Here is a 26843-nt window from a genome sequence, read left to right as displayed (position 1 = left end):
GGCATTTCCGGCGGCTCCGGTTTTCCGACCGATCGGCCCTCGTCGCCGCGTCCCGGGGACGGTAGCGTCGCCGACGATGTACGCTCCCGCCCGTTCTGTGCCCCGTGCCCGCCGCGCCGCTGTCGCCGCGCCGCACACCGCCCTCGCGCCGCACACCGCCCTCCCCGGACCACGTCGTGGCGCCCTCGGGCGGCGCCTGGTCGCGCTCGCCGCGCTCGCCGCCGTCCTGTTCGTCACCGGTTGCGCCGGTGACGCCGGTGGGACCGGCGCCGACGCGAGGTGGCAGGCCGGGCAGGGCGGCGGGTCGACCGGCGCGGCCGGACCCGCCACCGGTGACCAGCCAGCGGCGCCGGACGCCGCCGACGAGCCGTCGATCTCGCTGACCGCGACCGGCGACGTGATCATGGGCAACGCCCCGGACCGGCTGCCGCCCAACGGCGGCAAGGGCTTCTTCGACGACGTGAAGTCGGCGCTCAAGGGCGATCTGGTGATGGGCAACCTGGAGGAGCCGCTCACCGACGACACCGGCGCCGGCAAGTGCGGCCCGGAGCCGAAGAACTGCTACCAGTTCCGCGCGCCGCCCGGCTACGCCGCGCACCTGCGCTCGGCCGGGTTCCAGCTGCTCAACCAGGCCAACAACCACGGCTACGACTACGGGCGGCAGGGCTACGAGAACACCCAGTCGGCGCTGGAGGCGCACGGCCTCAAGCACACCGGCGCGCCCGGCGAGATCACCGTGGTGGACGTCAAGGGCATCAAGGTCGCCGTGGTGGGCTTCTCGTCGTACCCCTGGTCGAACAGCCTGGTCGACCTCGGCGCCGCCAAGCAGGTGATCGAGATGGCCAAGGAGGCGGCCCAGATCGTCGTGGTGCAGGTGCACATGGGCGCCGAAGGGTCGGACAAGACCCGGGTGAAGCCGGGCACCGAGATGTTCTTCGGCGAGAACCGGGGCGACCCGATCCGCTTCTCCCGCACCGTCATCGACGCCGGGGCCGACCTGGTCATCGGCCACGGTCCGCACGTGCTGCGCGGGATGGAGTTCTACAAGGGGCGGCTGATCGCGTACAGCCTGGGCAACTTCGCCGGTGGCGGGAAGTCGCTGAACAGCACCGGGCGGCTCGGCTGGGGCGGCGTGCTCAAGGTGTCGCTCACCGCCGAGGGGAAGTTCGCCGGCGGCACGTTCACCTCCACCGTGATGAACGGCGTGGGACGCCCGTCGGTCGACCGGCAGAACCGCGGCCTCGGGCTGGTCCGCGAGCTGAACCGGGCCGACTTCCCGGACACCGGCGCGAAGCTCGACGCGACCGGCAGGATCACCGCACCGGCGGGTGGCTGAGCGCACGACCACCGCGCCGCGCGGCCGGAGCGTCGGCCCCGCGACGTAGGCTGGCCCACGTGACCACGCGCTCCCCCGAGACCGACCTCGGTCGTACGCGCCGCGCCCGGCGCATCGGCCGAGTGCTGACCGAGACGCACCCCGACGCGCACTGTGAACTCGACCACTCCAACGCGCTGGAGCTGGCAGTCGCGACGATCCTGTCCGCCCAGTGCACCGACAAGAAGGTCAACGAGGTCACGCCGAAGCTGTTCGCCCGCTACCGCAGCGCCGCCGACTACGCGGGGGCGGACCGCGCCGAGCTGGAGGAGCTGATCCGGCCCACCGGGTTCTACCGCAACAAGACCAGCTCCCTGATCAACCTCGGCCGGGCGCTCTGCGAGCGGTACGACGGCGAGGTGCCCGGCCGGCTCGACGACCTGGTGACCCTGCCCGGGATCGGCCGCAAGACCGCGAACGTCATCCTCGGCAACGCCTTCGACGTCCCCGGCATCACCGTCGACACGCACTTCCAGCGGCTGGTGCAGCGGTGGGCGCTCACCACCGAGACCGACCCGGTGAAGATCGAGCACGCGATCGGCGCCCTCTACCCGAAGCGCGACTGGACGATGCTGTCGCACCGGGTCATCTTCCACGGCCGCCGGGTCTGTCACGCCCGCAAGCCCGCCTGCGGCGCGTGCACGCTGGCGAAGCTCTGCCCCGCGTACGGCACCGGGCCGACCGAGCCGGCCGCGGCGGCCAAGCTGCTCAAGGGCCCCCGGGCCCGTGACCTGGCGGTGGCCGTGGGCCTCGACCCCGACCTCGTGCCGCAGCAGGCCGCGGCGGCGGACGTGCCATGACGCGCCGGCTCGCGTACCTGCTCGTCCCGCTGCTGCTCGCGGCGGCAGGCTGCACCGCCACGGCCGAGGAACCGGAGCGCCCCGCGCAGCCGGCCCGGGCCGAGCGTCCCTCGCCGTTCGCCGACTGCGCTCCGCTGACTGTCGCGCCCACCTCGGCGTCCCCGGCGCCCGCGGGGAAGGCCGGGGATCAACTGCCCGACCTGACGCTCAACTGCTTCACCGGCGGCGCGCCGGTGAAGCTGCGCGACGTCAAGGGCCCGGCGGTGATCAACGTGTGGGCGTCCTGGTGCCCGCCGTGCCGCAAGGAGCTGCCCGCGTTCCAGCGGCTCAGCGAGCGGGCCGACGGCCGGTTCCAGGTGATCGGCGTGAACAGCCGGGACAGCCGCGGCGGCGCGCAGTCGATCGGCGAGGACTACGGCGTCGACTTCCCGATGCTGCTCGACCAGGGCGACGCGTTCCAGCGCGCCCTGGAACGCAACGCGTTCCCGCTCACAGTGCTCGTCGACGCCGACGGGCGGATCCGGCACACCGACGCCACCGGCGCGCTCGACGACGCCCGCCTCGCCGCGCTGCTCCAGCGCCACCTCGGGGTGCGGGTATGACCCGACGGCCGCCGGGGTGGTTCGACCCGCTGCTGGGCCGGCTCGGCACCGCACGGGCGGAGGACTTCACCCGGATCGTCACGCCGTCCAGTGGCGGCCGGGAGAGCGCCGTGCTGGTGCTGCTCGGCGAGGAGCCGGACGCCGGGCCGGACGTGCTGGTCCTCCAGCGCGCCGCGACGCTGCGCAACCACGCCGGTCAGCCGGCGTTTCCCGGCGGCGCCGCCGACCCGGAGGACGCCGACGCCCGCGCCACCGCGCTGCGCGAGGCGAACGAGGAGGTCGGCCTCGACCCCGGCAGCGTCACGGTGCTGGCCGAGCTGCCCCGGCTCTGGATCCCGGTCAGCGACTTCGTGGTCACCCCGGTCCTCGCCTGGTGGCACGACCCGCACCCGGTGCACCCGCGCGAGCCGGCCGAGGTCGCGCACGTGGCGCGGCTCCCGGTCACCGAGCTGGTCGACCCGGCCAACCGGATGCGGGTCCGCCATCCGAGCGGCTGGATCGGCCCGGCGTTCTCCGTGCGCGGCATGCTGGTCTGGGGCTTCACCGCCGGCGTGATCGACCGGTTGCTGGAGATGGGCGGCTGGTCCCGGCCCTGGCCGCGCTCGCGCGTGGTGGAGCTGCCGCCGGTCGACGCCACACCCGCCCCGTCGGCGGGCACCGAACCGGCCGACGAGACCCCCGTGCGTTGATCACCGGTACGCATCCTCGGGTCACGTTCCGCGAGCGCTGAGCCGAGCACGGGCCCGGTGCCCGTACCCTTGGGGCGTGTCCGCCGTGGATCTCGTCCTTCTCCTGCTCATGCTCGTGTTCGCGATCAGCGGATACCGTCAGGGTTTCGTCATCGGGGCCCTGTCGTTCTCCGGCTTCTTCCTGGGCGCGCTGCTCGGCCTCCAGGTCGGGCCGCTGATCGCCCAGCAGTTCACGGCGAGCGGCACACGCGTGCTGGTCTCCCTGGTGGCGATCTTCGGTCTCGCGGTGCTCGGGCAGGCGCTGGCCGGCTGGCTCGGCTCCAACCTGCGGGCGGCCATCACCGGGCCGGCCGGGCGGAAGGTCGACGACGTCGGCGGCGCGTTCATCTCGGTCATCGCGGTCATGCTGGTGGCCTGGCTGGTAGCCGTGCCGCTCGGCTCCTCCTCGGTGCCGTGGCTGGCCTCCTCGGTCCGCAACAGCGCGCTGCTCACCGTCGTCGACCAGGTGCTGCCGGACAAGGCGCAGGACCTGTCCACCGCGTTGCGCGACACCGTCGACACCAACGGCTTCCCGGACGTGTTCGGCGACCTCGCGCCGACCCGGGCACGGCAGGTCGCCCCGCCCGACCCGGCGCTGGCCAACTCGCAGGTGGTGCAGAACAGCAGGCGGTCGGTGGTGAAGGTGCTGGGCTCCGCGCCGAGCTGCTCGCGCCGCATCGAGGGCTCCGGCTTCGTGTACGCCGACGACCGGGTGATGACGAACGCGCACGTGGTCGCCGGCACCCGTTCGGTGGCTGTGGAGCTGCGCGGCGAGCGCTACGACGGCGAGGTGGTGGTCTACGACCCGGACCGGGACCTCGCCGTGCTCTACGTGCCCGGGCTCCCCGGCCCGTCGCTGAAATTCGCCGCCGGCCAGGCCGCCACCGGCGCGGACGCGATCGTGCTCGGCTTCCCGCTCGACGGCCCGTACGACGCACGGCCGGCCCGGATCCGGGACGTCGACCGGATCACCGGTCCGGACATCTACTCGGCCGGGGACGTCACCCGGGAGATCTACACGATCCGGGCGCTGGTCCGTAGCGGCAACTCCGGCGGCCCGCTCGTCTCCTCGAACGGGCTGGTGCTCGGCGTGATCTTCGCGGCGGCGGCCGACGACCCGAACACCGGCTTCGCGGTGACCGCGGCCGAGGCGCGACCGGTGGCGCTGGCGGGCGCGGAGCGTACCCGGGGAGTGGCCACCGGCGAGTGCACCTGAGCCGGCCGGCGGCGCTCAGCAGCCCGCCGGTGCTCCCGCCGGTGTCACGTCGTCGCCGGAGCGGGACAGCGGCAGCCGGGCGCGACCCCAGGTGAGCGTGCGGTCGAGGACCGTCCGCGCCATGATCGCCACGCAGGCGCCGCCGTTGAGGAACGAGGCGATCACGTCGCTGGGGTGGTGCATGCCCCGGTACATCCGGGTGAGCGCCACGCCCACCGGCACCAGCACCAGCAGCGCCCACCAGCCCACCTTCGCGGGAGTGCTGCGGGCCCGCAGCGCCAGCAGCACCGCGAGACCGACGTAGAGGGCGGTGGCCGCCGAGGTGTGCCCGGACGGGAAGCTGGACGTCGGCGGGGAGGCGTCCATGTGCTCGACGGCCGGACGGTTCCGGTCGATCACCATCGTGGTGAACAGGAAGATCAGTGCCTGCGCGGTCACCGCTGCGCAGAGGAAGAGCGGCTCCCGCCAGCGGTGCAGCACCAGTCGCAGCACCAGCGCCGCCAGCACGGTGACCACGACGATCATCTGGGTGCTGGCGAGCGTGCTGAAGACGAGCGAGACGTCGTTCCAGCCCGGCGTGCGATCGCCGGCCAGCTCGCGGTTGACCGTGTCCTCCACGGTGAACGGCCAGGTGCGGGCCAGCACCCGGGTCACCAGCAGGCCCAGGCCCACCATCAGCGCGAAGAGCAGGCCCAGCGGCAGCAGGACGCGCCGGCTGACTCGGATCACGACATCGGACATGGGCTCGCCTGTACCCCGTGGCGGGTGCGGCTACGCCCGCCCGTCCTCCGGCCGCTGGTCGGCCAGCTCCGGCTCGACGCCCTCGTGGAGCGGACGGGCGGACGGCCGCCCGGACCCGCTGCGCCAGGTGGCGAACGCGGCCGAGGTCGCGGCCACCACCGCGGCGCCGAGCACCCAGCCACCCACCACGTCGCTGGTCCAGTGCACGCCCAGCGCGATCCGGCTGAGCCCGGTCACCACAGTGACCAGCAGCGCGGCGGTCCACAGCGTGATCCGCCCGGGGCGGCTGTCCCGGGCGAACGGCAGGAACACCAGCAACAGCACCCCGGCCGCCAGCGCCGCGTTGAGCGCGTGACCGGACGGAAAGGAGTAACCGGCCGCCCGGGCCACCGGTTCGAGCAGGTCCGGTCGGTCCCGCCCGACCAGGAGCTTGAGCAGCGCGCCGAGCAGCCCACCGGCGATCATGGTGACCACCACCCAGGCCGCGAGCCGGGACGCGCCGCGCCGGAACAGCCACACCGCCACCACCGCGGAGGCCACCCGCAGCGGGCCGGGCCCGAAGACGTGCGTCCAGACCGTCATCACGCCGACCCAGGCGGGATGGTCCTGCGCGTATCCGTGGAACGCGTCGGTGATCGAGGCGTCCAGCCGGAGCAGGGGCGGCCAGGCGCCGAGCACCAGCAGCGCGAGCAGGGCGAACGGGATCAGCACCAGGAACGCGGCGGCGGTGGCCACGGAGAGCCGCAGACCCAGTGAGTGCTCCGGGTCGAGGCGGCGGCCCCGCCACGACCGGCGCCGTGTGACAGTCGCCCCGGTGGTGTCCATGGGGCTTCCCTACCCAGGGAAGGGCCCGGTCAGACCGCCGCGTTCGTCAGCGACGGACCTGGCGGAACCGGCGCACCATCAGCGCGCTGCCGGTGATCAGCGCGACGAACAGGGCCAGGCCGCTCCAGAGCCGCTCCGGGGCGCCGACGACGGTCTGCCCCGCCGGCAGCGCCGACCAGTCCTCGGGCGCACGCCCCAGCGGGTCGCCGCCGCGGCCCGCCGCCGCGGCCCGGGTGTCCCGCCCGTCGCCCGGAGCCGGCCCGAAGCCCACCACGCCGGGGGAGTCGTTGTCGTCCAGCGGATTGTGACCCACCGACGGCACGTCGGCGGTGAGCGCCGCCACCGGGTCCACCAGGCCGTAGCCGAACCGGTCGTCGCGCCCGGTCGGGCCGAGGTCCCGGGCCGTGCTGATCAGCCGGTTGACGACGTCCCCGGCGGACATCTTCGGGTACCTCGACCGGACCAGGGCGGCAGTCGCGGCCACGAGCGGCGCGGCGAAGCTCGTCCCCTGCACCCGCCAGTAGCCTCCCTCCGGCCGCGCGCCGTAGAGCGCGGTGGCGGGTGCGCTGAGGACCGTCTCGTGGCCGGTGATCGAGCCGGACCAGAGGTTCTCGCCGGAACGTTCCAGCCCGGCGACGGCCAGCACGCCGGGCTCCCGTGCCGGATACCAGACCTTGGTGGTCGTCGAGGTGGCCAGGTTGCCGGTGCAGGCGACCACCACCACGTCCCGGGCGAAGGCGTAGTCGAGCGCCGCGGCCAGGGCCGCGCTGTCGCTGCTGCCACCGAGCGACAGGTTGACCACCTGGGCGCCGTTGTCCACCGCCCAGCGCACCGCCTTGGCGATGATGAGCGCGTCGTCGTAGCGGTTCTCGGCGTCGAGCACCCGGACCGGGAGGATCTTGGCGTCCGGCGCCAGCCCCACCACGCCCCGGTCGTCGTCGGCCCGACCGGCGATCAGTCCGGCCACAGTGGTGCCGTGCCCCACCGGATCGGGCCCGTCCGAACCGTCGGGCGCCACCAGGTCGAGACCGGGCAGCACCTGACCGGCCAGGTCGGGATGTGACGCGTCCACACCGGAATCGATCACCGCGACCACGACGCCACGCCCGGTCGAGGTGCGCCAGGCGGTCTTCGCCCGCAGCTTCTCCAACTGCCACTGCTCGTCGCGGACGTGGTCGCCGCGGAGCGCCCGGTCGGGAGCCGCCCGCTGCTGCTGCGCGGCGACCGGGACGGACGGCGCGGCCTGGGCCGGCAGCGTCAGCGGACCGGCGACGACGACCAGCGCCGACGCGACCGCGAGCAACGCGCGTCGGGCGAGACGGGGCGGCCCACCGGGCAGGCCCTGCCGATCCCCTGTCACATTCCCCAGCCGTTCCGTCGCGTCAGACACATGCTGCTCGGAGATTACCGGTTGTCCCGGCCGTCACGGGCCAACTCCGCGCCTCGGATCACCCGGGCGGGAGGTGCGCCAACTGCACCAGGCGCACCCCCTCACGACGGGTGACCAGACGGGCCCGGCCCGGCGGCAGCGGACCGGCCTTGACCTGACCGACGAGCGCGCCCTCCTCCGGGCCGCCCGACATCACCAGCCCGGCCGTGGACAACTCCCGCAACCGCTGCACGATCGGCTCGTACGCGGTCCGTCCCGCCCCGCCGGTCCGCCGTGCCAGCACCAGATGCAGCCCGACGTCCCGGGCGTGCGGCAGATGCTCCTCCAGCGCGCGCAGCGGGTTGGTCGGCCCACCGGCCACCAGGTCGTAGTCGTCCACCAGAACGAACAGCTCCGGTCCCTTCCACCAGGACCGGCTGCGCAGTTGGGCCGGGGTCACCTCCGGCCCGGGCTGCCGCCCGGCGAGGTAGCCGGCGGCCGACTCGATCAGCTCGGCGGTGTGCGGCGCCGCCGTGCCGTACCCGATCAGGTGCGCAGACTCGATAGTGCCCATCAGGCTGCGCCGGTAGTCCACGAGCATCACCCGGGCCTGCTCCGGGGTGAACCGGTTGACGATCGACGTGGCGAGCGCGCGCAGGAACGTCGACTTGCCGCACTCGGCGTCGCCGAAGACCACGAAGTTCGGCTCGGTGGCGAAGTCCAGCACCACCGGGGCGAGGTCCGCCTCCGCGATGCCGATCGGGAACGCCAGCCCGGTCGTCGCGCTCTGGTCCAGCTCGGCGTACGGCAGCACCGGCGGCAGCAGCCGTACCCGGGGCGCCACCGGACCGGTCCACGCCCCGGCGACCGCCTTCACCAGATCGGCGGTCTCGCCGCCGAGCGCGTCCACCCGGGGCACGGCGGTGAGGAAGTGCAACCCGCCGGGGGTGATGCCCCGCCCCGGCCGCTCCTCCGGCACTGTCGCCGCCAGCGCGCGCTTGGCCACTACCGAGTCGGCCGGGTCGCCCAGGCGCAACTCCAGCCGGGAGCCGAACAGGTCGCGGATCGCCGGGCGGAAGTCCGACCAGCGCAGCGCGCTCGCCACCACGTGCACCCCGTACGCCAGGCCCCGGGTGGCGAGTTCGGTGACGAGCGGTTCCAGATCCTCGTACTCACCTCGCAACGTGTTCCAGCCGTCCACGACCAGGAACACGTCGCCGAAGGCGTCGGTGGCGCCCGCCGCCCGGCGCCGTCGCCACGCGGCCATCGACTCCACGCCCGCCTCGGCGAAGCGTCGCTCCCGCTCGGCGAGCAGGCCGGCGACCTCGCCGACGGTACGGCGCACGGAGGTGCCGTCGGAGCGCCCGCTGACGCCGCCCACGTGGGGCAGGTCGCGCAGCGCGCCGAGCGTCCCGCTGCCGAAGTCGAGGCAGTAGACCTGCACCTCGGCCGGGGTGTGGGTGAGCGCGAGCGCGCAGACCAGGGTGCGCAGCAGGCCCGACCGGCCGCTGCGGGTGGTACCGACCACCGCGACGTGCCCGGCCGCGCCGTCCAGGGCCAGCCAGAGCAGGTCGCGCCGCTGCTCGAACGGCTTGTCCACCACCGCCACCGGCACCTGGAGCGCCCCGTGCAGCTCCGGGTTGGCGACGGTGAGCCCGCGTACCGGGTCGACGCCGACCGGACCGAGCAGCTCGTCCAGGGCGGGCGAGGAGTCCAGCGGGGGCAGCCACACCTGGTGCGCCGGTGGGCCCTGCCCGGCCAGCCGGTCCACCAGCAGGTCGAGCAGCGTCTCGCCGCTGTCGTCCTCGGCGGGGAGCGCGGCGGGCGTGGCCGGCTCGGGCACCGGCACCAGATGGGTGGAGAAGGCGAGCACCCGTGCCTCACCGGCGCCGGGCGCGCCCGCCGGCCCGCCGCGGCGGCGTACCGCGCCGGAGACGTACGCGGCCTTGAACCGCACCAGCGGGTCGGTGCCGGACCGCAGGTAGCCGTGCCCCGGACTGCGTGGCAGCTCGTGCGCGTCCGGCACGCCGAGCACCGTCCGGGACTCCAGCGCCGAGAACGTGCGCAACCCGATCCGGTACGACAGGTGCGTGTCCAGCCCGCGCAACCGCCCCTCCTCCAGCCGCTGGCTGGCCAGCAGCAGGTGCACCCCGAGCGACCGGCCGAGGCGGCCGATCTGCACGAACAGGTCGATGAAGTCGGGCTTGGCCGACAGCAGCTCGGAGAACTCGTCGCAGATCAGCAGCAGTGACGGCAGCGGGGCCAGCGGGGAACCGGCCGCCCGGGCGCGCTCGTAGTCGCGCACGCTCGCGAAGTTGCCCGCCCGGCGCAGCAACTCCTGCCGGCGCATCAGCTCACCGTTTATCGCGTCCACCATCCGGTCCACCAGCGGCAGCGCGTCGGCCAGGTTGGTGATCACCGCGGCGGTGTGCGGCAGCCGCTCGAACGGCGCGAACGTGGCGCCGCCCTTGAAGTCGACGAGCACGAAGTTGAGCTGCTCCGAGCTGTGCGTGGCGGCCAGGCCGAGCACGAGCGTGCGCAGCAGCTCCGACTTGCCCGAGCCGGTCGCGCCGATCAGCAGGCCGTGCGGGCCCATGCCGTCCTGCGCCGACTCCTTCAGGTCGAGGTCGATCGCCCCGCCGTCGGTGCCCACCCCGATCGGCACCCGCAGCCGGTCCCGCGCGGCCCGGGGCGCCCAGCCCTGCTCGGCGGTGAAGCCGTCCGGGTCGCCGAGCCCGAGCAGCTCGGGCAGCCCGGGTTCGGCGCCGGGCGGCGCGTCCGGCCCGCGTACCGGGCCGGCGAGCCGCAGCGGCGCGAGCCGCCGGGCGACCGCCTCGGCGTCGGCGGTCGCCAGCGCGTCGGCGGCGCCCACCTCGGCGTGCCCCTCGGCGGAATGCGAGTGCAGCCGGCCGTCGACCAGGTCGAGCAGGAGCGCGTACCGGTCGAGCAGCCGGGGCGGCGGGGTGTCCAGGTCGAGCACGGTGACCGCGTCGATGCCGCCGTCGCCGGCCAGGTCGGTGGCCCCGGTCAGGTCGCCGCCGTCGAGCACCACCACGACGTGCGGCCCGTCCGTGGCCACGCCGTGCGGACTGAACCGCGACCGGGCGCCGAGTACGTCGTGGAGCAGCCGTTCCAGGTCGGCGGCGGAGCTGGTGACCAGCCGCACCGGCCCGAGCGCGTCGGTGCGGCTCGGGTGGTGGACGTGCGGCAGCCACTTGACCCACTCCCAGGCGGCCCGGCGTTCCGGCCCGGAGCAGACCGCGATCAGCAGCTCGTCCGGGGCGTGGAAGACGGCGAGCTGGGTGAGCACCGCGCGGGCCAGCGCCTGCGCGGCGGGCGATCCGGCGCCGCGTACCGGGCCGGCCGGCCCGCGCACGAAGACCCGGGCGAAGCTGCGCAGCGACAGCGCCACCGGCAGGTCCGGCACCACCGAGTACGCGTCCAGGAAGCGCCGCAGCGCCCCGGCCGTCATCGGCTCCAGCTCCTCCAGCGGGCGGGTGACCGGCGGGACCAGCGGGGTGGCGAGCGTCTGCGGGCCGACACCGACCCGGACCACGGCGAAGTCCGGGTCACCCGGCCGGCGTTCCCAGACCCGGTGGCTGTCGACTGTGGACCAGAGCCGGCCCGGGTCGGGATGGCGGTAGGACAGGCCGGCCCGCTGCGCGCCGGCGGTCTCCCGCACCCGGCGGCGCAGCGTGGCCAGGTGCCGCAGGTACTCCCGGCGGGCGGCCATCAGCTCGGACTTCTTCGGCCCGGCACTGCCCCAGGTGGTCACCAGCATCGCCAGCGAGGAGAGGCCGAACATGCCGCCCACCACGTACGAGTAGGCCCCGCCGCCCCGGCCGAACATCATCGCCATGGCCACCGTCCCGCCGAGCATCGGCAGCACCATCAGCGCCTGCTGCCAGCGCCCGCCGGTCGCCACGGGGATCTCTGGCGGTGCCTCGACCGGCAGCTCGCCGACCGGGATCTCCGGCGCCGGGCGGCGTGGCGGCCGCTTGATGACGACAGTGGACACTCACCCTCCCCAAAGTGGCTCTGGGTAACCCGAGCCTGGCTCATCGTAGGTAAAGTCCTCTCGTCCGTCAGCCCACTGTTCCCGCTCGATATGGAGATGCCTCGATGACAAGCGGGCTCGCCCGGGTCACCATCAGCGCGCCCCGGCGGCGGGTCGACGTGGCCCTACCGGAGCAGGTCCCCCTGGCCGAGCTTCTGCCCGAGGTGCTCCGGCACGCCGGGGAAGGCCTGGCCGACGACGGGGAACGGCACGGCGGCTGGGTGCTGCGCCGTACCGACGGCGGGGTGCTCGCCACCGCGCAGGCGCTGCTGCCGCAGGGCGTCCGCGACGGCGAGGTGCTGCACCTCGTGCCGGCCCGTGCCGAGTGGCCCGAGCTGGAGTACGACGACGTGGTCGAGGCGATCGTCGACGGAGCCCGGCGCCGGGGCGCCGCCTGGTCGGCCCACGCCACCCGGGCCGCCGCGCTGGGCGGTGCCGCCGTACCCCTGGCCGTCGGGCTGGTCGCCGTGGTCGCGGCCGGTCCGGGCGAACGCGGCTGGCCGGTCGCCGCCGCGGTCGCCCTGATCCTCGTGCTCACCGCCACCGCGGCCTCCCGGGCGTACGGGGACGGCGCCGTCGGCGCCACCCTCGGCGGGTACGCGCTGCCCTGGGCGGCGACGGCCGGCGCGCTCGCCGTCGCCTCCGGCGATCCGGTGGGCCCGATTCCTGGCCTGCGCTGGGTGGGCGCACCGGAACTGCTGGTCGGCTCGGTGGCGCTGCTGCTGGTGGCGGTTCTCGGCCTGCTCGGCGCGGCCAGCCGGTCCCGTGTCTTCGTGGCCGGGGTGACGGTGGGCGTGACCGGCGTGGCGTCCGCGCTCGGCGGACTGCTGCTCGACCCGGCCGGGGCCGCCGCCGTCCTGCTCGCCGTGCTGGTGTTCGCGCTCGGCGGGCTGCCGCTGCTGGCCATCCGGGTCGGCAAGCTGCCGCTGCCGCCGCTCACCCTGCCCAGCCCGGCCGGCACCCGGGACCTGCCGGACCGGGGCCGGGTGCACGCGGCGGTGGCGCGCGCCGAGGAGGTGCTGACCGGGATGCTGCTCGGCCACGCGCTGCTCGCGGTCGGCGCGGTCGCGGTGCTCGTCGCCACCGGCCGGACCGCCGGGCTGCTGCTGGCCGCCGTCGCCGCCGGGGTGCTGCTGCTGCGCTCCCGGCTGTTCGTGGCCGTACGCCACCGGGTTCCCGCGATCGTCGCCGGGCTGGCCGGGTACGCCCTGCTCGGCGCGGTGCTGGCCGAGCGCGCCGGTCCGGCCGGCCGGTTCGCGCTGGCCGTGGGCGGGCTGGCGCTGGCCCTGGCCGCGGTCACGGCGGGCGCCACGTACGCCCGGCGACCGGTCTCCCCGTACCTCGGCCGGCTGGCCGACCTGACCGACACCGCGCTGGTGGTCGCGGTGGTGCCGGTGGCCTGCGCGGTGCTGGGCCTCTACGACCGGGCCCGCGACCTGCTCGCCTGAACACGCGAAGGCCCGGGTCGCAAAGCGCGACCCGGGCCCTGAGCAAGCGTGGGGGTCAGTGCAGCGTCTCGCCGCGCTCCTCGGCCTCCTTGGCGCGCCGGTACGAGGCGGCGATCTCCGTCTCGGCCTCGACCCGGCCGACCCAGGTCGCGCCCTCGACCGACTTGCCCGGCTCCAGGTCCTTGTAGACCTCGAAGAAGTGCTGGATCTCCAGCCGGTCGAACTCGCCCAGGTGGTGGATGTCGCGCAGGTGCTCCTGGCGCGGGTCCTCGTAGGGCACGCAGAGGACCTTGTCGTCGCCGCCCTTCTCGTCCGTCATCCGGAACATGCCGATGGTGCGGCAGCGGATCAGGCAGCCGGGGAAGGTCGGCTCGGGCACCAGCACCAGCGCGTCCAGCGGGTCGCCGTCCTCGCCGAGGGTGCCCTCGATGAAGCCGTAGTCGGCCGGGTACTGCGTGGAGGTGAAGAGGGTACGGTCCAGCCGGATACGGCCGGTCGCGTGGTCTACCTCGTACTTGTTGCGGTGACCCTTGGGGATCTCAACCGTGACGTCGAAATCCATCTTCCACGCTCCCTCGTTTGCCCACGCTGGCTAACGGAACCAGCGGTTCGCCCCCGGCGCGGGGGAACGCCCCCCGTCGGCCTCGGCCGCCGCATAGTGTTCGGACCGAAGTAGTGTCGCCCAAGGCGATTTCGAGCGGGGAGGAGGGGGCCGTGGGGAGGGAAGATTCACACTACCGCCCCGAGAGGGTTGACGGGTCCGCTTCCGGGGGTTCCGGTTCCGGTGGCGCTACCGGCCGGGTGTCCGTACCGGGTGCGAACGTCCCTCACCGTCCGGCTCCGGCCACCGGCTCCGCTCCCGTCGGGCGCCCGCACGACGGGCCCGGCCAGGCTCGTTTCGGTCAACCGCAGGACGGCGCCCGCTTCGGGCAGCCGCACGACGGCCCCGGCGGCGCGACCGGGTCGGCCCGCGTCGGCCGGGCGCACGATCCCGCGACCGGGTCGGCCCGCGTCGGCCCGGCGCATGATCCCGCGGCGCCGGTGAGCTGGCCCGGTGCGCCGGGTCCGATTCCGGTGAGCCCGCCGGTCCCGCCGGCCGGCGCCGCGCCGGTGCCGCCCTCCCCGCCCCCGGCCGCACCGCGCCGCCGCTCCCGGCTGGTCGCGGCGCTCGCGTGCGTGCTGGTGCTGGTCCTGGCGGTCGCCGGGCTGGCCGTGTTCCGGCCCGGTCCGGTCGCGGGCTGGCTGGGCGACGACGACGCTTCGGGTACGGCGGTCGCCGCGCCGCCCGAACCGACCCCGCCGGCCGTGCTGGCCGGGCCGGACGGCAACGCCCCGCTGCCCACCGAGGCCGGGATCCGCGCCGCCCTGGACCCGCTGGTACGCGCCGCCGCGCTCGGTGACCGGGTCCACCTGTCGGTGGCCGACGTGAGCACCGGCCAGGCGCTCTACGGCAGCGGCCAGGACACCCCCACGGTGCCCGCCTCGGTGACCAAGCTGGCGACCGGCGTGGCGGTGCTCGCGGCGCGCGGCCCGGCCTACCGGATTCCGACGAGGGCGGTGGCCGGCGCGAACCCGGGCGAGGTGGTCCTGGTCGGCGGCGGTGACCCCACGCTCGCCGTGGACAAGGACGGCTTCTACCCGGGCGCGGCCCGGCTGGACGACCTCGCCGCCCAGGTGCGCAACGCGCTCGGCGGCACCGCGCCGACCAAGGTGATCGTCGACTCGTCGCTGTTCACCGGCCCGGTCTTCGAGCCCGGCTGGGACTCGGACATCCCGACCGGCGGGTTCGGCGCGGCGATCACCGCGCTGATGACCGACGGTGCCCGGAAGAACCCGGCGGAGGCGCGGCGCACCGCCGAGCAGACCAACCACGCCGCCGAACGGGTGCCCCAGCCCGACCTGACCGCCGGCCGGCAGTTCGCCAAGCTGCTCGGGCTCACCGGCGGCGCGGCCCAGGTGACCCGGGGCACGGCACCGGCCGCGTCCGGCGCCACCGGTACGGCCCCCGGCGCCGAACTGGGCACCGTCGAGTCGCTGCCGATGATCCGGCTGGTCGACATCATGATCAGCGACAGCGACAACGTGATCGCCGAGGCGATGGCCCGCCAGGTGGCGCTCGCCAAGGGCAAGCCCGGGTCGTTCGCCGGCGGCGCGGCGGCCACCGGCCAGGTGCTCGGCGAACTGGGCCTGCCGGCCGGCGAGATCAGCCTGGCCGACGGCAGCGGCCTGTCCCGCACCAACCGGATCAGCCCTTCGCTGCTCACCGACCTGATCACGCTCGCCGGCAACGGCAGTCACCCCGAACTCGCCGCGATCTTCGGCGGCCTGCCGGTCGGCGGCTGGTCCGGCACGCTCGACGAGCGCTACCGGGCGGCGGCGACAAGCGCCGGCGCGGGCGTGGTGCGGGCCAAGACCGGCACGCTGAGCGGGGTCAACGCCATCGCCGGCACGGTCACCACCGCCGACGGCCGGCTGCTCACGTTCGCCGTGCTCACCGACCGGACACAGGGCTCGCTGGACGAGACCCGAGCGGCCCTGGACCGGATCACCTCCGCGCTGGCCGGGTGCGGCTGCCGCTGACCGACGGCCGTCGATCGGCGGGCGCGAGCCCGGGTAGGGGTGTTCCGGCGCGGGTACGGTGGGTTCATGGCGCAGTTCGTGGACTGGGATCTGGCCGCCGCGACAGCGGGGGCGCTGAGCAAGTCGGGCCCTCGGGTGTCGTACGCCGAGGCCACCGACGTCGTCGGCGACCTGCGTCGGCTGACCGACGAGGCGGCCGGGCACGTCGCCGACTACACCGGCCTGCGCGCGCAGGTCGCCCACCCGCCGGTACGCGTGGTCGACCGCCGGGACTGGGCCGCGGCGAACATCGCCGGGCTGCGTGAGGTGGTGTCCCCGCTCGTCGAGCGCCTCTCCGGCGACAAGCGGCCGGGCGCGCTCACCGAGGCGATCGGCTCCCGCGTGACGGGTGTGCAGGCCGGGACCGTGCTGGCGTACCTGAGCGGCCGCGTGCTCGGCCAGTACGAGGTCTTCGCCGGTGACCCCGGTCAGCTGCTGCTGGTGGCCCCGAACATCCTCGAGGTCGAGCGGAAGCTCGGCGCGAACTCCCGCGACTTCCGGCTCTGGGTGTGCCTGCACGAGGTCACCCACCGCACCCAGTTCACGGCCGTGCCGTGGATGCGCGCGTACTTCCTCGGCGAGGTGCAGGCCTTCGTGGACGCCTCCCAGGGCGGCGAGCACCTGCTGGAGCGACTGCGCCGCGGCGTGGCGACGCTCTCCGACGCGATCAAGGACCCGGAGAGCCGGGCCAGCGTGCTGGACATCGTGCAGACCCCGGCCCAGCGCGCCGTGCTGGACCGGCTGACCGCGCTGATGACGCTGCTGGAGGGGCACGCCGAGTTCGTGATGGACGGCGTGGGCCCGCAGGTCATTCCCAGCGTCGAGTCGATCCGGGCGGCGTTCAACCGCCGCCGCGAGTCCGGCAACCCGCTGGAGAAGGCGATCCGACGGCTGCTCGGCATCGAGGTCAAGATGCGCCAGTACGCAGAGGGCCGCAAGTTCGTGCACGGCGTGGTGGACCGGGTCGGCATGGCCGGCTTCAACAAGATCTTCTCGTCTCCGCTGACGCTGCCCCGCCTGGACGAACTGGGCGACCCGGACGCCTGGGTGAACCGCGTACACGGGCCCGCCGGTGCCACCCCGCCCGTCGGCTGACCCGCCCGGCCCGGCTGGTTCGCCCAGCTCGGCTGGTGCGGTCGGCTCGGCTGGTGCGCTGAGTTCGGCTGGTTCGGTCGTGCCGGGCGGTCCCGCCGGTTCGGTTGATCCGCTGGGCTCGGCTGATCCGGTCTGCTCGGTGGATCGCCCTGGCCGGGCCGACCCCGGCGCTCGATCGCGTCGCTCCCCATCGCCCGCTCCCGCCGTCGCCGCCGTGCGGCTCGCCGTGCGCCGGATGCTGACCGGCCTGCCCGGCGCCGGCCCGGTGCTGGTGGCCTGCTCCGGTGGCGCGGACTCGCTCGCGCTCGCCGCCGCCACCGCGTTCGTGGCTCCCCGCCTCGGCCGCCCGGCGGGCCTGGTGACAGTCGATCACGGCCTGCAACCCGGGTCCGCCGAACAGGCCGAGGCGGTCGCCGCCTGGGCCCGCGCCGCAGGGCTCGACCCGGTCGAGGTGCTTCCGGTACGCGTGGACGGCCGGCCCGGCGGCCCCGAGTCCGCCGCCCGTGAGGCCCGGTACGAGGCGCTGGTCGCGGCTGCCCGCCGGCACCACGCGGCCGGGGTGCTGCTGGGGCACACGCGCGACGACCAGGCCGAGACTGTCCTGCTGGCGCTGGCCCGGGGCGCCGGACCGCGAGGGCTGTCCGGCATGCCGCAGCGGCGCGACGTCGACGGGGTACCCCTGTTGCGCCCGCTGCTCGACCTCGCGCGCTCCGACACCCGGGCCGCCTGCGCCGCGCTCGGGCTCGACCCGTGGGCGGACCCGCACAACGTCGATCCCGCGTACGCCCGGGCCCGGGTCCGAGCCGACGCGCTGCCGGCACTCGTCGACGCGCTGGGGCCGGGGGTGGTGGCGAACCTCGCCCGTACCGCCGGACTGCTCGCGGCCGAGAACGCCGCGCTCGCCGCGCTCGCCGACAACGCGCTCGCCGACGTCCGGACCGAGGGTGGCGGGCTGTCCGTGGCCGGGCTCGCAGAGTTGCCGGCCGCCGTGCGTACCCGGGTGTTGCACGCCTGGGCCCGCGAGCTGGGCGCGGCGCCGGCCGCGCTGTCCCACACTCACGTGGCGGCGCTGGACGCCCTGGTCACGGCCTGGCGGGGACAGGGCCCGGTGTACCTCCCCGGCGGCCACCAGGTCCGCCGCCAGGCCGGTCACCTCCTGCCCTGACCGGTGATCCAGCCGGCTCGCGCCGCCGCGCCAGCCACCTGCCACCTGACCGGTGATCTGGTTGGTTCCCGCCGCCACTTCGGGGAGGTAGCGGTATCGAACACGCCCTGATCCCGCCACTCCGGCGACCTGGCGCCCCGCGGCGTTCGCTCCTCCCGCCTCGCCCTTCCTGGCCCGCCTCACCCCGCCTCACCTGGCGGTGATCAAGGACTTTGTGTCCACTTCACGCCTCTGGCAGCCCGCAAACTCCTTGATCACGGTTGCGGGGCGGGGAGAGGACCCATCGGGGCGGTGATCATGAGGTTGGCGGGGAGGAAACGGACGGAACGCACGGTCAACCTCATGATCACCGCCCCGCCCCGGGCCGGGCCGGGCCGGGCCGGATCGGGCTGGGGTGGCCAGGGTGGGCAGACCAGGGCGGAGCGGGCGGACCAGGGGAAGCGGGGTGGACCGAGCGCGGAGCGTCAGGCGGTTGTGCGTTCGCGGAAGGTGGTGCGGTAGGCGAGCGGGGTGGTGCCGACCCGGCGGGTGAAGTGGTGGCGCAGCGCCGCCGCGTCGCCGAAGCCGGCCTGCTCGGCGACGCCCTCCACGCTCAGCGTGGTGTCCTCCAGCAGGTGCCGGGCCAGCAGCACCCGCTGGTTGGTCACCCAGTCGTGCGGGGTGGTGCCGGTCTCGGCGCGGAACCGGCGGGCGAACGTGCGCGGGGCCATTCCGGCGCGCGCGGCCAGCTCGTCCACTGTCACCGGGCGGCGGAGGTGTCCCATCAGCCACTCGAGCACCGGTTCCAGGGTGGGCGCCTCGGGCGCCTTCGGGATGGGCGCCTCGACGTACTGCGACTGGCCGCCGTCGCGGTGCGGCGGGACGACCATCCGGCGGGCCAGCCGGGTCGCCACGGCCGAGCCGTGTTCCTGGCGTACCAGGTGCAGGCAGGCGTCGATGCCGGCGGCGGTGCCGGCGCTGGTGAGCAGCCGGCCGTCCTGCACGTAGAGCGAGTCGCACTGCACCCTGGCGGCCGGGAAGCGCCGCTGGAGCTCGTCGGTGTACCGCCAGTGGGTGGTGCAGTCGCGTCCGTCGAGCACGCCGGCCTCGCCGAGGACGAACGCGCCGGCGCAGACGCTGAGCAGCCAGGCGCCCCGGTCGGCGGCGCGGCGCAGCGCGGCGAGGACCGGCTCGGGTATCGGGGCGCCGTCGGCGTGTGCGGGCACCGCCACCAGGTCGGCGTCCTCGACCACTGTGAGGTCGGCGGTGGGGGTGAGCAGGAACCCGGAGCGGCTGCGGGCGGGGCTGCCGTCGGCGGTGCAGACGTCGAACCGGTAGCTGGGGAAGCCGTCGGCGGTGCGGTCGGTGCCGAAGACCTCGGCGAGCACGCCGAGCTCGAACGCGGCGACCTGGTCCATGACGATGACGGCGACCGAGCGGAGCATGTGACGAGGGTAACCCGACAGGTGGCAGGAAATCGATGCCCAATGACATTCCTGCCACTGTCCCCATCGGTCGATTCCTCGCAGAATCAATGGTGTCCGGTGCGCACCGGCGGCGAAAAAGGTCTCAACCATACGAAAGTGAGCGCCGCCATGACCGTTCTGTTGTTCCTGGTTTTCCTGCTTCTCCTCGTCGGTGCCAGCGCCTTCGGGCTCACCGCCGACACCCGCGACTCGGCTGACTGGAAGCCGAGCGACGACGGGCAGCGCTGGCGCTCCCGTACCTGCTGAGGTGATTTGTTCAGATCGCGCCGAAAATCCCCGGCGGGACCGCGCCAAAGGGGCGGCCCCGCCGACGACGGCCGTGGGGCGTACGGCAGGCTAGGAGCATGGCTGACGGCTCCTGGTACGACGCCGACATCGACCACGTGATCATCTCGGAGGCCCAGATCCGCGACAAGACCGCGGAGCTGGCCAAGCAGGTCTCGGCGGACTACGCGCACGTCGAGGACGGCCTCCTGCTCGTCTGTGTGCTCAAGGGCGCGGTCATGTTCATGGCCGACTTCGCCCGCGCGCTGGGCCGCCAGGGCCCGCCCGCCGAGCTGGAGTTCATGGCCGTCTCCTCCTACGGCCAGGGCACCACCTCGTCCGGCGTGGTCCGCATCCTCAAGGACCTGGACCGGGACATCGCCGGCCGGCACGTGGTGGTCGTCGAGGACATCGTCGACTCCGGCCTGACGCTGTCCTGGCTGCTGCGCTACCTGGAGTCGCGCTCCGCCGCGAGCGTCGAGGTGGTCGCGCTGTTCCGCAAGCCGGACGCGGTCAAGGTGCAGGTCCCGGTCAAGTACGTCGGATTCGACATCCCGACCGAGTTCGTCGTGGGCTACGGCCTCGACTTCGGCGAGCGCTACCGCGAGGTGCCCTACGTCGGGGTGCTCAAGCCCGAGGTGTACGCCCGGGCGTGAGGCCCGCCGAGCGCTTCGTCAGCGGACATTCAGCGGGCTCTCAGCCTTCCGGTCTACGGTAGGGGCCGGTGACGTGGAGGCACCCTCCACGCCCGACCCCCCGAACCGCTGACCGTGCGGTGTGGGTGGCCGGGTGCGGAGCTCCCCGCCACGCCGGCCCCAAACCCGGGTTCGCCCTACGCGTAAGTGCCGGGCTCGCAAGCTCACGCGTCGCGCGTACGGTGTACCGTCGAATGACCGTGGTGCGGCAGTTTGCGTGCCCCGGGGGTCGGGCCGGCCCGCACGGCGGCCCCGGCCGCCGCTCAAGGCGGCGACACCATTCAGACGGTCAGGACGTCGATCAGGAGGATGCGGGCGCCTCGGCACCCGACAACAGCATGGAACGTACGCGTTTCTTCCGCCGACCGGTGGTCTGGATCATCCTGGTCATCCTCGGCGCCGTCGTGCTCAGTCAACTGTTCACCGCTGGTCCCAGCTACCACCGGGTGGACACTTCCGTCGCGCTCGACCAGCTCAACAAGGGCGGCATCGAGAAGGTCGTCTTCCAGGACAAGGAGCAGACGCTCCAGCTCGACCTGAAGGACAAGGCCAAGTTCGGCGACGACACCACCACCGACAAGATCGAGGCGCAGTTCCCGTACGAGGTCGGCGGCCAGGTCTGGAACCAGGTCCGCGAGGCCGAGGCGGCGGACCGGATCACCGGCCCGGTCGACACCAAGGTGTCGTCGGACAGCATCTGGGTCAGCCTGCTGGTCAACCTGCTTCCCATCGCGCTTCTCGTGCTCCTGCTGCTGTTCTTCATGTCGCAGATGCAGGGTGGCGGCTCGCGGGTGCTCAACTTCGGCAAGTCCAAGGCGAAGATGATCACCAAGGACACGCCGAAGACCACCTTCGCGGACGTGGCCGGGGCCGAGGAGGCCGTCGAGGAACTGCACGAGATCAAGGACTTCCTGCAGAACCCGGCGAAGTACCAGGCCCTCGGCGCCAAGATCCCGAAGGGCGTGCTGCTGTTCGGCCCGCCCGGAACCGGTAAGACGCTGCTCGCCCGCGCGGTGGCCGGCGAGGCCGGGGTGCCCTTCTACTCCATCTCCGGCTCCGACTTCGTGGAGATGTTCGTCGGTGTCGGCGCCAGCCGGGTCCGCGACCTGTTCGAGCAGGCCAAGTCGAACGCCCCGGCGATCGTCTTCGTCGACGAGATCGACGCGGTCGGCCGGCACCGTGGCGCCGGCATGGGCGGCGGCCACGACGAGCGGGAGCAGACGCTCAACCAGCTCCTGGTCGAGATGGACGGCTTCGACACCAAGGGCGGCGTGATCCTGATCGCCGCCACCAACCGGCCGGACATCCTCGACCCGGCGCTGCTGCGCCCGGGCCGGTTCGACAGGCAGATCCCGGTCGACGCCCCCGACATGGAGGGCCGCAAGGCCATCCTGCGGGTGCACGCCAAGGGCAAGCCGTTCACGCCCGACGTCGACCTCGACGCGGTCGCCCGGCGTACCCCGGGCTTCAGTGGTGCCGACCTGGCCAACGTGATCAACGAGGCCGCGCTGCTCACCGCCCGTAAGGAGCAGCGGGCGATCTCCAACGACTCCCTGGAGGAGTCGATCGACCGGGTGATCGCCGGTCCGCAGCGCCGGACCCGGGTGATGAGCGACCAGGAGAAGAAGATCACCGCGTACCACGAGGGTGGGCACGCGCTGGTCGCCTGGGCGCTGCCGCACGCCGCGCCGGTGCACAAGGTGACCATCCTGTCCCGGGGTCGCTCGCTGGGTCACACGCTCGTCCTCCCGACCGAGGACAAGTACACCCAGACCCGGGCCGAGATGATCGACACCCTGGCGTACGCGCTGGGTGGCCGGGCGGCCGAGGAACTGGTGTTCCACGAGCCGACCACCGGCGCCGGCAACGACATCGAGAAGGCCACCCAGCTGGCCCGCGCGATGATCACGCAGTACGGCATGAGCTCCAAGCTCGGTGCGATCAAGTACGGCACCAGCGGCGACGAGCCGTTCCTCGGCCGCAACATGGGCCACGAACGGGACTACTCCGACGCGGTGGCCGCCGAGATCGACGGCGAGATGCGTGCGCTGATCGAGCTGGCCCACGACGAGGCCTGGGAGATTCTGGTGGAATACCGGGACGTCCTGGACAACATGGTCCTGGAGCTGATGGAGAAGGAGACGCTCTCCACCGCCGACATGGCCCGCATCTGCGCGCGCGTCGTGAAGCGCCCGCCGATGGCGCCGTACCACGGCTTCGGCAAGCGTCTGCCCTCCACCGAGCCGCCGGTGCTCACCCCGGCCGAGAAGGAGGCGCTGAAGGCGCAGGCCCAGGCCGATGGCGCCTCCGTCGGCGGGTCCAGCAACAACTCGGACGGTACGCACTGAACAGCGATCCGACGACGGCCGGCTCCCCGCACAGGGAGTCGGCCGTCTCCGCGACCGAGCCCGACGGCGACGACGCGCTCGACTACGTGGCGGCGCGCCTGATCAGCGGCAAGCTGACAGGTGGCCCGGTGGAGGACAGCGTCGACCTCGCCCGGATCGAGAAGGCCGTCCGCGAGATCCTCATCGCGGTCGGCGAGGACCCGGACCGCGACGGCCTCCAGCAGACCCCGGCCCGGGTCGCCCGCGCGTACGCCGAGCTCTTCGCCGGCCTGCGGGTCGACCCGGCGCAGGTGCTGCGCACCACCTTCGAGGCCAACCACGAGGAACTGGTGCTCGTCCGGGACATCGACGTGATGAGCCTCTGCGAGCACCACCTGCTGCCGTTCCGGGGCAGCGCGCACATCGGCTACATCCCCGGCCCGGACGGCCGGATCACCGGCCTGTCCAAGCTGGCCCGGCTGGTCGAGGTGTTCGCCCGGCGGCCGCAGGTGCAGGAGCGGCTCACCTCGCAGATCGCCGACCTGCTGATGTCCAGCCTCGCCCCGCGCGGCGTGATCGTGGTGCTGGAGTGCGAGCACATGTGCATGGCGATGCGCGGCATCCAGAAGTCCGGCGCGAAGACGATCACCTCGGCCGTGCGCGGCGGCCTCCAGAACGACGCCAAGTCCCGGGCCGAGGCGATGGCACTGATCATGGCCCGCTGACCCGGCAATCCACCGACGGCCGCGTACTCCCGCCCGGGAGGCGCGGCCGTCGTCAGTTCGGCAGCATGGCCAGCAGCAGGCCGGCGGCGGTGAGCACCGCCGGGATCAGGCAGACCAGGGCGCCGAACCGGGGCGTGCGGTCCACCCGGTCGGTCGGACGCGGGCGGAAGATCCGCCCCACCGCCAGCCAGCCCAGCATGAACGCGACAGCCGGCAGCGGCAGCCCCACCAGCAGCGCCAGCACCGTCACCGCCCCCGGCCCGGCGACCGCGTAGAGCGCCAGCTGGAGCAGCGGCACCACCAGCGCCAGCGGCCCGTACACCAGCAGGTTGCGCGGCCGGGACGGCCACCGCGCCAACCGGGGCAGGCCCCGCGCGGCCAGCGTGTCGTCCGCCGCGTCCGCCCAGTCCCCGGCCGCGCGCAACGCCGCCAGCACCGCCGACGGCCCACCCGCCATCGACCGGGCCGCCTCGGTCACCTCCGGCGGCGTCGGAACCAGCGACAACGCCGGTACGCCCAGCTCACGCAGCCGGGACTGCTGCGGCGCCAGCCGTTCACGTACCGCTGTCAGCTCCTCGCGGGCCGCCGCCACCGACCGCGCCTGCTCCCCGGCGGCGGTGGCCGCCGCCCGGCGTACGCCGTCGAGTGCCCGCGCGGCCGCCACGTACTCCGCCCAGGCCGACTCGGCGGGGTCCGCCGCGGTTGTCGGTCCACCGTTGCGGGGCCCGGGCACAGTCGTGCCGGTCTCACTCATGCCGACCCCTCCCCGGCGCCGAAGGGCACGAAGACGGTGCCCTGCTCGTCCGGGCCGTCCCAGAGCATCGCGCGTCCCGGCCGGGGCCGCCACCAGACCGGACGGTCGAAGAGCTGCTCCAGGCGCCCGCCCGGCACGTCGGTGACCGCCACGGCGGTGAGCTTGTCCACCTCGCCCTCCGGACCGAGCAGCCCGGCCAGCGGCGCCGGAGTACGCCACCAGCCGAGCAGGTGCCGCCCGGCCGGCGGCCCCTCCAGCAGCAGCGACCGCAGCAGCTCCGGCGGCAGTTCCTCGGCGTCCGGCACGTCCAGCCCGAACACGACAAGGTAGCCGGGCTCGTCCGACGCCATGGCGGTCCGCAGCCCGGCCGCGTCGACGGTCTCCACCCGGTGCCGCACGGCCAACTCCGCGGCGAGCACCCCGGCCGGCTCGGCCGACCCGTTCGCCAGCGGGGCCAGCACGAACCGGGCCGTGCCCGGATGCGCCACGGCCGCGCTGCGCACCGCCGTCACCAGCAACCGCTCGGCCTCCTCGTCCCGGCCCAGGACGGCCAGGTTGCGCCCCGCGCCCGGCCCCAGCGGCACCGCCACCGTGGACCGCCGCACGTCCACCGCCCGGCCCAGCAACGCGGCGGGCGCGTGGGCCCGCCCGGCCAGCGCGGCCCGGTGCCGGGGGTCGTTGGCGAGCAGCGGACGGGCGTACCCGGCGAACACCACCGGCGGCACCGCCGACTCGCCCCGCGCCTCCCAGAGACGTCGCCGCAGGCCGGCCAGGACATCCGGATCCTCGTACGGGTCCGGGAAGCGGATCATCCGTTCATGCCCCCGGGTCGCGCCGCGCGGGCCGCCCAGACCGCCCGCCGTGTTCACCACCGCGCTACCGACCGGCAGTCCGGCCGCCGAGTCGTTCGCCGGCTCCAGCACCGCCGAGCCGCCGGGCAGCGCCACCCGGACCGGGAACTGGCCGAGCAGCGGGTCACGCGGACCGCCGATGCCCAGGTCACCCTCGCCCGCGAGCACCAGGTGGATGCCGTACGACCGGCCGGCGCGGGCCAGCGCGTCCAGCCGGGCCAGCAGGTCGGTGGCGAGCCGGTCCCGCTCGCGCAACACCAGCGGAAAGTTGTCGATCACGCAGACGATCCGGGGCAGCGGCTGGTGCTGCCGCAGCTCGGCGTAGCGCTGCCCGCCGGCGCGGCGGGACGCCTCCTCGCGGCGGCGCAGCTCCGCCTCCAGCTCGCCGAACAGGTCGGCCACGTACTCCCGGTCGGCCGCCATCCCGGCGGCGCGTACCTGCGGCACCCAGGAACGGTCCCGCTCGGTCTGGAGGAACTCCACGAAGGACTCACCGTCGGCCAGGTCGGCCAGGTAGAGCGCCAGCTCGTCCGGGCCGTAGCGGGCGGCGAGCCCGAACAGCGCGTCGGTCAGGAACGCCGACCGGCCCGCCTGGCCCCGGCCACTGACCAGCCAGTGCGGGGTCAGCTCGGCGAAACCGAGGCTGACCGGGCGCCCCGCGGCGTCACCCACAGTGGTGCTCAGCCCGTCCGCCGAGCCGTCCGTCCAGAAACCGTCCGCCGGGAGCAGGTCACCCAGCGAGAGGCGGGAGCCGTCCTCGATCTGCCGGACCAGCCGCGCGCACACAGCGGCGACCAGCTCGGCGGGCGGATCCTCGTCCAGGAACACCGGCGAGTTCAGCCCGCCCGGCGGCTCGGCGCCGGGACTGCTGAACCCGGCGCCGGGCGGATCGCCGACGAGCGCGTACGCGGTACGGACCGTGACCGCCGTGGCGCGCGGCAGCGCATCGCCGTCCGGCCAGCCGGCCACCACCAGATGCAGCCCGGCCCGGGGCCCGCCCTCGGCCAGGCCGGCGAGCCGATCCAGGTCGGCTGTTGTCGTGCCCTCCGGCAGCGCGGCCACCACGAGCAGCAGCGTCCGGTCGTGCGCCCGCTGCCGGGCCGTGCCGGCTGCTACCCACTGCTCCGCCTCGGCCAGCACCGCGCGCATCCCCGCGAGGTCGGTGGCGGGCGGAGGGAGCAGACCCGCGTCGGCGAGCGTCGCGTACCCGGCGAAGGTCGCACCGGAACCGCCGTCCACCGCGCGGGCCAGCAGCGCGCCCGCCGGCGTCGCCGCGAACACGCGCAGCAGCAGCGCCCGGAACAGCCCCGCCACCCGAGGGTCCGAGGCGTCGGCGTCGAGGCTCACGTGGCCGCTGCCGAACAGGGGCGCGAGCGCGGGGAACCGGGCGTCGTCGAGCGGCGCGGCGGAGCCCACCCGGACCAGTGGCGGCGGGCCGTCACCGGGTGGCGTCGCCGCGGTCAACGTCTCCAGCGGCCCGCCGGCCCAACCCGGCGCCGCCAGTTCGGCCGCCGCGCGCAGGCGCTCGGCCAGCTCGTACTGCCGGTGATGGTCCGCCGGCGCGGGCCGGATCTCGTCGAGGATGCCCGCCGCCGCCGTCGCGGCGGCCTCGGCCCGGCGGTGCAGCGCGGCGGCCCGGCCGGCGCGCGCCTTCGGAGTCGCCACCGCGTCCACCTCTCTTCCCGAGGCCGACATCTCCTCCCCGAGGTGTGACGGTAACC

21 protein-coding genes are annotated in these 26843 nt (G+C 74.5%); 13 read left to right on the top strand and 8 right to left on the bottom strand.

The features are described from left to right. Window positions 1–196: 196 nt before the first annotated feature. The 5 genes from MicB006_RS09670 (at window position 197) to MicB006_RS09650 (ending at window position 4721) form a co-directional block, all read left to right on the top strand. On the top strand, window positions 197–1336 hold the full coding sequence (locus MicB006_RS09670; RefSeq protein WP_116511295.1) for a CapA family protein: 1140 nt from the start codon (window positions 197–199) through the stop codon (window positions 1334–1336). A 59-nt stretch (window positions 1337–1395) separates the two neighbouring features. After that, entirely contained in the window at window positions 1396–2175 is a 780-nt protein-coding gene (nth, locus tag MicB006_RS09665) for an endonuclease III (protein ID WP_073829244.1), read from the top strand. Beyond that, window positions 2172–2777: a TlpA disulfide reductase family protein gene (locus tag MicB006_RS09660; protein WP_073829243.1), complete on the top strand. Its 606-nt coding sequence runs from the start codon at window positions 2172–2174 to the stop codon at window positions 2775–2777. The genes nth and MicB006_RS09660 overlap by 4 nt, the downstream gene beginning before the upstream one ends. Then, window positions 2774–3466: a CoA pyrophosphatase gene (locus MicB006_RS09655; protein WP_116505364.1), complete on the top strand. Its 693-nt coding sequence runs from the start codon at window positions 2774–2776 to the stop codon at window positions 3464–3466. Before MicB006_RS09660 ends, MicB006_RS09655 begins: the two co-directional genes overlap by 4 nt. A 76-nt stretch (window positions 3467–3542) precedes the next feature. Further along, window positions 3543–4721: a MarP family serine protease gene (locus tag MicB006_RS09650; RefSeq protein ID WP_073829241.1), complete on the top strand. Its 1179-nt coding sequence runs from the start codon at window positions 3543–3545 to the stop codon at window positions 4719–4721. 15 nt (window positions 4722–4736) lie between these two features. On the opposite strand, the gene MicB006_RS09645 is transcribed toward MicB006_RS09650, so the two are convergent. The 4 genes from MicB006_RS09645 to eccCa all read right to left on the bottom strand — a co-directional run bounded on the left by MicB006_RS09645 (window position 4737) and on the right by eccCa (window position 11674). After that, window positions 4737–5462: a phosphatase PAP2 family protein gene (locus MicB006_RS09645; protein WP_116505362.1), complete on the bottom strand. Its 726-nt coding sequence runs from the start codon at window positions 5460–5462 to the stop codon at window positions 4737–4739. 30 nt (window positions 5463–5492) lie between these two features. Next, window positions 5493–6287, bottom strand: a complete 795-nt coding sequence (locus tag MicB006_RS09640; RefSeq protein ID WP_116505360.1) for a phosphatase PAP2 family protein — start codon at window positions 6285–6287, stop codon at window positions 5493–5495. Window positions 6288–6333: 46 nt separating this feature from the next. Then, window positions 6334–7626, bottom strand: a complete 1293-nt coding sequence (gene mycP, locus MicB006_RS09635) for a type VII secretion-associated serine protease mycosin (protein WP_225980797.1) — start codon at window positions 7624–7626, stop codon at window positions 6334–6336. Window positions 7627–7735: 109 nt separating this feature from the next. Beyond that, on the bottom strand, window positions 7736–11674 hold the full coding sequence (gene eccCa / locus MicB006_RS09630; protein WP_116505356.1) for a type VII secretion protein EccCa: 3939 nt from the start codon (window positions 11672–11674) through the stop codon (window positions 7736–7738). 104 nt (window positions 11675–11778) lie between these two features. Here eccCa and eccD point away from each other — a divergent pair, with 104 nt between their 5' ends. Next, window positions 11779–13161 carry a type VII secretion integral membrane protein EccD gene (gene eccD, locus MicB006_RS09625; RefSeq protein ID WP_116505354.1) on the top strand — a complete coding sequence of 461 codons (1383 nt, stop codon included), beginning with the start codon at window positions 11779–11781 and terminating at the stop codon, window positions 13159–13161. A 55-nt stretch (window positions 13162–13216) separates the two neighbouring features. Here the strand turns inward: eccD and MicB006_RS09620 are convergent, their stop codons facing one another. Continuing rightward, window positions 13217–13723, bottom strand: a complete 507-nt coding sequence (locus tag MicB006_RS09620) for an inorganic diphosphatase (RefSeq protein WP_043327882.1) — start codon at window positions 13721–13723, stop codon at window positions 13217–13219. Between the two features lie 152 nt (window positions 13724–13875). Between MicB006_RS09620 and dacB the strand changes: the two genes are divergently transcribed. The 3 genes from dacB to tilS all read left to right on the top strand — a co-directional run bounded on the left by dacB (window position 13876) and on the right by tilS (window position 18040). Then, window positions 13876–15741, top strand: a complete 1866-nt coding sequence (gene dacB, locus MicB006_RS09615; protein ID WP_116505352.1) for a D-alanyl-D-alanine carboxypeptidase/D-alanyl-D-alanine-endopeptidase — start codon at window positions 13876–13878, stop codon at window positions 15739–15741. Window positions 15742–15807: 66 nt separating this feature from the next. Beyond that, on the top strand, window positions 15808–16875 hold the full coding sequence (locus MicB006_RS09610; protein ID WP_073829368.1) for a zinc-dependent metalloprotease: 1068 nt from the start codon (window positions 15808–15810) through the stop codon (window positions 16873–16875). Between the two features lie 235 nt (window positions 16876–17110). Further along, on the top strand, window positions 17111–18040 hold the full coding sequence (gene tilS, locus MicB006_RS09605) for a tRNA lysidine(34) synthetase TilS (protein WP_192900277.1): 930 nt from the start codon (window positions 17111–17113) through the stop codon (window positions 18038–18040). A 464-nt stretch (window positions 18041–18504) separates the two neighbouring features. On the opposite strand, the gene MicB006_RS09600 is transcribed toward tilS, so the two are convergent. After that, a complete protein-coding gene (locus tag MicB006_RS09600; protein ID WP_116505348.1) occupies window positions 18505–19464 on the bottom strand; it encodes a GlxA family transcriptional regulator in 960 nt (319 codons plus the stop codon). Between the two features lie 150 nt (window positions 19465–19614). Between MicB006_RS09600 and MicB006_RS31975 the strand changes: the two genes are divergently transcribed. The 4 genes from MicB006_RS31975 to folE all read left to right on the top strand — a co-directional run bounded on the left by MicB006_RS31975 (window position 19615) and on the right by folE (window position 23517). Next, window positions 19615–19752, top strand: a complete 138-nt coding sequence (locus tag MicB006_RS31975) for a hypothetical protein (protein ID WP_192900218.1) — start codon at window positions 19615–19617, stop codon at window positions 19750–19752. A gap of 98 nt (window positions 19753–19850) precedes the next feature. Then, entirely contained in the window at window positions 19851–20426 is a 576-nt protein-coding gene (gene hpt, locus MicB006_RS09595; protein WP_013288988.1) for a hypoxanthine phosphoribosyltransferase, read from the top strand. Between the two features lie 377 nt (window positions 20427–20803). Then, entirely contained in the window at window positions 20804–22813 is a 2010-nt protein-coding gene (gene ftsH, locus MicB006_RS09590) for an ATP-dependent zinc metalloprotease FtsH (protein ID WP_116505346.1), read from the top strand. Window positions 22814–22899: 86 nt separating this feature from the next. Then, a complete protein-coding gene (gene folE, locus MicB006_RS09585) occupies window positions 22900–23517 on the top strand; it encodes a GTP cyclohydrolase I FolE (protein WP_013288986.1) in 618 nt (205 codons plus the stop codon). A 52-nt stretch (window positions 23518–23569) separates the two neighbouring features. Here folE and MicB006_RS09580 read toward each other — a convergent pair whose 3' ends face one another. Both MicB006_RS09580 and MicB006_RS09575 read right to left on the bottom strand, forming a co-directional pair. Further along, a complete protein-coding gene (locus MicB006_RS09580; RefSeq protein ID WP_116505344.1) occupies window positions 23570–24271 on the bottom strand; it encodes a hypothetical protein in 702 nt (233 codons plus the stop codon). Then, window positions 24268–26796 carry an FtsK/SpoIIIE domain-containing protein gene (locus tag MicB006_RS09575; RefSeq protein WP_192900217.1) on the bottom strand — a complete coding sequence of 843 codons (2529 nt, stop codon included), beginning with the start codon at window positions 26794–26796 and terminating at the stop codon, window positions 24268–24270. Before MicB006_RS09575 ends, MicB006_RS09580 begins: the two co-directional genes overlap by 4 nt. Between the last annotated feature and the right edge of the window lie 47 nt (window positions 26797–26843).

The organism is Micromonospora sp. B006 (genome assembly GCF_003408515.1).
GTDB classification, from domain to species: domain Bacteria; phylum Actinomycetota; class Actinomycetes; order Mycobacteriales; family Micromonosporaceae; genus Micromonospora; species Micromonospora echinospora_A.
This window is presented reverse-complemented; position numbering and strand designations above follow the sequence as displayed.